Source organism: Devosia sp. (assembly GCF_036406155.1).
In the GTDB taxonomy this organism is placed as follows: domain Bacteria; phylum Pseudomonadota; class Alphaproteobacteria; order Rhizobiales; family Devosiaceae; genus Devosia_A.
The window spans coordinates 1-4,096 of the sequence record NZ_DASWVV010000209.1 but is presented as its reverse complement, the minus strand read 5'-3'; the positions used below and the strand labels follow the sequence as shown (position 1 = coordinate 4,096).

Annotated in this window: 4 protein-coding genes; 2 read left to right on the top strand and 2 right to left on the bottom strand. The window is 68.9% G+C overall.

All coding sequences use genetic code 11. The features are described from left to right. Positions 1 to 261: hypothetical protein (locus tag VGD93_RS14900; RefSeq protein ID WP_395012955.1), on the top strand; the 261-nt coding region annotated here is incomplete at its 5' end. Between the two features lie 220 nt (positions 262 to 481). On the opposite strand, the gene VGD93_RS14895 is transcribed toward VGD93_RS14900, so the two are convergent. Further along, on the bottom strand, positions 482 to 1,972 hold the full coding sequence (locus tag VGD93_RS14895; RefSeq protein WP_395012954.1) for an ArnT family glycosyltransferase: 1,491 nt from the start codon (positions 1,970 to 1,972) through the stop codon (positions 482 to 484). 224 nt (positions 1,973 to 2,196) lie between these two features. Here VGD93_RS14895 and VGD93_RS14890 point away from each other — a divergent pair, with 224 nt between their 5' ends. Then, on the top strand, positions 2,197 to 2,517 hold the full coding sequence (locus VGD93_RS14890; protein WP_395012953.1) for an ArsR/SmtB family transcription factor: 321 nt from the start codon (positions 2,197 to 2,199) through the stop codon (positions 2,515 to 2,517). 49 nt (positions 2,518 to 2,566) lie between these two features. On the opposite strand, the gene VGD93_RS14885 is transcribed toward VGD93_RS14890, so the two are convergent. Beyond that, on the bottom strand, positions 2,567 to 4,096 hold a 1,530-nt coding region (locus VGD93_RS14885; RefSeq protein WP_395012952.1), incomplete at its 5' end, for an OmpA family protein.

Sequence of the window (4,096 nt, the reverse complement as noted above, 5' to 3'; positions counted from 1 at the left end):
AACCCTTACTGGACGGGTGCCGGGGCGGGCTCGGTCGCCGGAGCGGCCTCGGTCGCGGGCGCCGGCTCGGTCGCCGCGGGTGCTTCCGTAGCCGGGGCCGGCTGGGTCGCGGCGGGAGCTTCCGTCATCGGGGCGGGCTCGGTCGCCGCCGGAGCCTGGGTCATCGGCGTCGTGGTCGTGTCGGTCGGCGCGGTCACGGCCGGGACGTTCACCTCGGTCGAGGTGGTGGACGGGCCCGAATTGGCCGAGAACACGAGATAGCCGATCGCGAGTAGAGCCAACGCGACGATGATTCCCACGAACCAACCCGTCGAGCTGGATTCGCGGGTGTAGACGGACCGGTTGGTCCCGTCGGTGGTGTAGACGGTATCGCGTTCGGGTGCAGCCATGGTAAGCTCCTGTGTCAAGCTTCGTATGGCCTAAGAACGCCAGCTTGCCGGATTCGTTCCGTTGCCACCGGGCGCGGTTGCCGCGCGCCGGCCTATTGTGCCGCGGGGGGCCGAAAGCCGCGGGCGAGGTAGATGGTGGGCGCGTAGATCACCCGCCCGAAACTCGTGATCTCGACCTGCCTGACGGGAACGATGCTGTCGAACAGGCGGGCGGCGTGGTCGACCGTGTAGACGCGGTCGGCAACGATGACGGCGTCGTCGCCGCGGTGCGCCTCGGGGTCGAACCAGAAATCGAACTGGTCGTGGCGCGGCGACAGGGCGGTCACCTCGGCGTCGCCGATGGCGAAGCCCAGTTGCGCGGCGGTGGTGTAGAAGCTGGTGGCGACGAAGGCCTCCGGGTGCTCGGCGCGCACGGCCTCCACCTCGCGGCCGATGCGGTCCCAGCCGTAGGTCGACGAGATGGTCCAGTCATAGGCGCCGAAGACATTGCCCACTGGCGCCACCAGCTGGTTGAACACCAGCAGCAGCGCCATGCCGGCGCCATAGAGCATGTGCAGCCAGAACAGCCAGCGCCGGCCGATGGCATCGACCGCGAGCGGCAGCACGAGGATGAAGGCGACGATGTTCCAGTAGAAGAAGACCTCGGCGAAGCTGGCGAGCACGAGCATGGCCAGCGAGGAAACGGCGAATACAGCCCCGGCCAGCTGCCGGGCGCGGACGGCGAAGGCGCCGTCGGGCCGCCGGCGCAGGTAGCGCACGACACCGACCGCGGCGAAGGGCGAGACGACGATGAGCGCGACGATGACGAACAGGACCGGCGCTTCCCAGCTCAGCCGCAGCGGGCCGTTCCAGCGTTCGGTGAAATGGAAGCGGTAAGAGGCGAAGCCGGCGGCGAAATTCCACCAGAACACCGGGGCCTGGACGGCGATGCTCAGCAGCCCGGCGAGCCACAGGTGAGGCGTCGCCAGCAGCGGCCGCAGCGCCGGGCGCAGCAAGATGAAGACGGCATAGCCGAGGCCGAGGAAGACGGCGTTGTACTTGCTGAGGACGGCGAGGCCGAGCAGCAGGGCGGACAGGTAGAGCAGCCGGTAACCCCGGCCGTGCGCCTCCCAGCGCTCGGCAAAGAGCAGCATGGCGTGGGCCGAAAGCACCACCAGCGCCATCATCAGATGGTCGTTGAAGGCGATGGTGGTCATGCCCAGAAAGAGCGGGGAGGCGAGGTAGATGGCGGTCATGCGCCAGAAATGGCTGGGCCGGTCCGTGGGGGCGAGGCGTCCCGCCCAGGACCAGAACACGGCCAGCGTCGCCAGCAGCGTCGCCCAGGTCAGGATGCGCAGGCTGAACAGGTTCCAGCCAAACAGCGCCTGCATGAGTCGCAGCAGCCAGGCATGCAGCGGCGGATGGTCGAAATAGGAGAGGTCGGGATGCTGCCCCCAGAGCCAGTAATAGGCCTCGTCGCCGATGGGGCTCATCACCGCCGACATCATCGCCTTGAGGACGAGGAAGAAGCCTGCCACCGCGGCGAAGGGCAGCCAGCGCAGTTCGGCGCGCGGAGCGGCGAGGGGTTGGGCGGCGGCGGTCACGCGGCGTGGTTCCGCATTGAGGCGGGCGGCGCTGTAAACAGGGCCTTGCGGCGTTCGGGCATCGACGACCTCCGGGGGACTGGGCAGAGATACAAGATCGCCGAGGCGACACAAGCCCCCAGTGCCGGCGGACGGGCACCGCTTTCCACGCCTGAATGCGCGCCGGAAGCAGGCCGAATCTGCCATTCTGGCCGGCGGGCGAAGTACGCGTACGAGGAGTGGTGATGAGTCGGGTGGCCCGGGATACCGTGTTCGAGGCGCTGGCCGACGACCACCGCCGGGCGCTGCTCGACCGGCTGCGCCGGCGCAACGGCCAGACGCTGGCCGAATTGTGCCAGGGGCTGGCCATCACCCGGCAGGCGGTCACCAAGCATCTCAAGGTGCTGGAGGCGGCCAACCTGGTGCTCGCCACCCGGCAGGGGCGGGAGAAGCGGCACTATCTCAACCCGGTGCCCATCCACGCCGTCGCCATGCGCTGGCTGAAGCAGTTCGACGCCGTGCGGCTGGAGGCGCTGGTCGCCGGGGAGGCGGGCGGGCGCGAATAGAAAGGGCCGGGATCGCTCCCGGCCCCTGCGTTCGGTCGAGGCTGGCGCCTCAGTTGCTGGCGACGGTCACCAGCGGCGTGATGCGCTTGATGGTGACGCGGCGGTTGAGCCGTTCGGCCTCCTGCGTCCGCACCTTGAGGTAGCGCTCGCCATAGCCCTGGGTCACCAGGTTTTCCGGCGGGATGTCGTAGAAGTCGGTCAGGATACGGGCGACGGTGGCGGCCCGCTGATCCGAGAGCACGAGGTTGGACGTGTCCGAGCCCACCGCGTCGGTATGGCCCTCGATGAGGAACACCTCGCCGGGGTTGTTCTCGAGCATGGCCAGCATGGCGTTGGCGACCTTGCTGAGCGCCCCGACCTGGCTGCGCGCGATCGTCGCCTTGCCCGAGTCGAAGGTCAGCCCGCCGACCTCGAGCCGGCGCACGCTGTCGCGGATGCGGGCCGAGCGCTTGACGTCCTCGATGGAGTAGATGCGGCGCACCTGCTCCACGGGCGGCTGCGCGAGGAACAGCTCGACCTCGTCCTCGTCCGCCGCGTCGGCGTCGAGGATGTAGTCGCGCACCGGGATGGTCAGGCGCAGCGGCGGCAGGTCGTCGCCCGGATCGCGCCAGTCGACGAGTTCGTCGTCGTACTCGTCCTCGTTGTAGTAGGCGAGGACGTATTCGCGGCCGTCCGGCATGATGCGCGACCGCCTCAGGATCTCGCCGTAGCGGTTGCGAACGGTGACGATCTGCACGCCGTTCGGACGGACGATGGTCTCCTTCACGCGGCCGTTGCGCAGGTTCTCGTAGTAGACCTCGTCGGTATCGTCGTAGAGGCGGTCGATTTCCTGGCCCGGGTTGTTGATCACCAGATTGACGCCGACCTGGAAGATGAAGCCGCTGTTGGTGAAGTTGGTGTTGGCGACGTTGGTGGTGTTGTTCGTGACGTTGGTCGTGTTGTTGGTGACGTTCACGTTGTTCGTCACGTTGGTGACGTTGTTGATGATGGTGACATTCTGCGGCACTTCGACGGTCGGCAGCGCCTCGACCGCCACCTGCTCGCCCTTGACCTCCGACATCGGTTGCACCTCGACCGGGATGATGTCGGCCTGGGCTTCGACGTCGCTGGTCGGCGGGGGCGGCGGCGGCTCCTGGGTCGCCGGCACGGCCGGCGGCTCGGCTGCCGGCTCGGCCGGCTGGCCTTCGGGCGCAGGCGCCGCTTCAAGCGCCAGCACATCCTTGGCGCTGTCGAGTACCGGGGCGGCTTCCGCGGGCGGCACCGCCTCGGGCAGGACCTCGACGGCCTGGGGCGTGACCTCGGCATCGGCGCCCGGCAGCTGCTCCAGCGGGGTCTCCGGCGCGGCGGCCGGGGTAACCGGGGTGGCCGGCAGTTCCGGCAGGGTCAGGCCGAACTGGGCCAGGCACTCTTCCACCGTGGCGAAGCCGAGGCTGGTGCAGATGTCGCCGATCTGCGCGTTGGCCGCCTCGATCGTCGACTGGCCGGCGGGGTCACCGGCCTGGAGCTGGCCGACGCCGACGGTGTAGAGCTCGACCGCGGTGGCGAGATCGGCCTGCGCCTGCACCAGCGGATCGGGTTC